The organism is Paenibacillus zanthoxyli JH29, from assembly GCF_000520715.1.
Taxonomy (GTDB): Bacteria; Bacillota; Bacilli; order Paenibacillales; family Paenibacillaceae; genus Paenibacillus_AQ; species Paenibacillus_AQ zanthoxyli.
The window spans coordinates 1-925 of record NZ_ASSD01000631.1 but is presented as its reverse complement, the minus strand read 5'-3'; the positions used below and the strand labels follow the sequence as shown (position 1 = coordinate 925).

1 protein-coding gene is annotated in these 925 nt (G+C 59.4%); it reads right to left on the bottom strand.

Going from position 1 to position 925, the window contains the following annotated elements:
- Window positions 1–19: 19 nt before the first annotated feature.
- A complete protein-coding gene (locus L691_RS0124145; protein ID WP_025692821.1) occupies window positions 20–637 on the bottom strand; it encodes a LysE/ArgO family amino acid transporter in 618 nt (205 codons plus the stop codon).
- Window positions 638–925 lie beyond the last annotated feature (288 nt).

The following is a 925-nucleotide window of genomic DNA, read 5'->3' as shown; positions in this document are numbered from 1 at the left end:
GCATGTCGCAAATCGGCGGTTAAGCCGCAAGCAGGCTCCACAGCTGCCGGGCCATATATCCGGCCATCGCCCACAGCAGCAGCGCCGAGGCAATGTTCAGCGCCCGTACCAGCCGGCCGGAGGGATCGGCTTTGCCGAGCGCGCTTCCGGCGGCGGCCAAGGCCATGAACCACAGCCAGGACACCCCGGCGGCGGCTGCGGCGAACGCCCAGCGCTCCGTGCCGCCATACTGCAGGGAGCTTGTACCGATCACGCCCACCGTATCCATCAGAGCATGCGGATTCAGCAGCGATACCGACAACGCAAAGGCGATCTGCTCTTTGGAAGGGAGAATAACGGCGCGTTCATCCGCCCGGCCCCCCTGCAGGATTTTCCAGCCCATTACAGTCAAAAAGACGACTCCCGCCCCGTAAATGAAAGGCGTCAGCCAAGTTAGCGACAGTACGGCCAGGGACACTCCCCCTACGGATGCGAAGATCAGCAGCGTGTCGCACAGCGCCGCCGTTATTACAGCGGGAAGCGCCCCTTTGTACCGCAGCTGCAGCGCCCCCTGGTTAAATACAAAGATATTCTGCGCTCCAAGCGGCAGAATAAGGCCTATAGCCAACATCATTCCATGAATGACGGCTTCCATCAACATTTTCCTCCCTTTATGCAAGGCGATTCGCCCTAGCCCCTTCGGGCCCTTAACGAATATTACAGCCTTTCCGGCCTTCCGAGACCAGCCAAATGCCGGGCAGTCAGCCCAACCAAATGAAACATCTCCTGTCAATCATGCTATACTGTGGTCAACTTACCGGAACAAGCGAGTAAATTCTTTAATCAGGGAGGTTCTTTTCATGCAGACCCGGCCACCGCTGTACGGCAGCAGGCGAGACCAGCTCCGCAGCGCGGGCGATTCTTTGGCGGATTGGCGTCCGGACCG